At 28.1% G+C, this 253-nt stretch carries 1 protein-coding gene; it reads right to left on the bottom strand.

Features of this window, described 5'->3' with window-relative positions; translation table 11 throughout:
* Nucleotides 1–101: 101 nt before the first annotated feature.
* A partial coding sequence (locus tag AYC60_RS09450) for a class I tRNA ligase family protein (RefSeq protein ID WP_156447639.1) occupies nucleotides 102–253 on the bottom strand: 152 nt, incomplete at its 5' end.

Genomic DNA, 253 nt, shown 5'->3' with positions numbered 1-253 from the left:
CTTATTTTCCCATTTACGTGTATCATCATAGTAATGTCTGAAACATTAGTTAACGCTTCTATATATTATGGCCAATTTGAATCAAATATATATCCTTCCATTCACCATAATTCCCATATTGCTTCAGATATATGAGGAGCCATAGGAGATATCATTAATATTAAGGAAATCATAGCTTCTTTAAATACTTTATTTGACTCAGTTGATTTATTATCTAACTCTAATACATTTTGCTTATATGTCGTTAATTCAT

The sequence above is a fragment of the Streptobacillus felis genome (assembly GCF_001559775.1).
In the GTDB taxonomy this organism is placed as follows: domain Bacteria; phylum Fusobacteriota; class Fusobacteriia; order Fusobacteriales; family Leptotrichiaceae; genus Streptobacillus; species Streptobacillus felis.
This window is presented reverse-complemented; position numbering and strand designations above follow the sequence as displayed.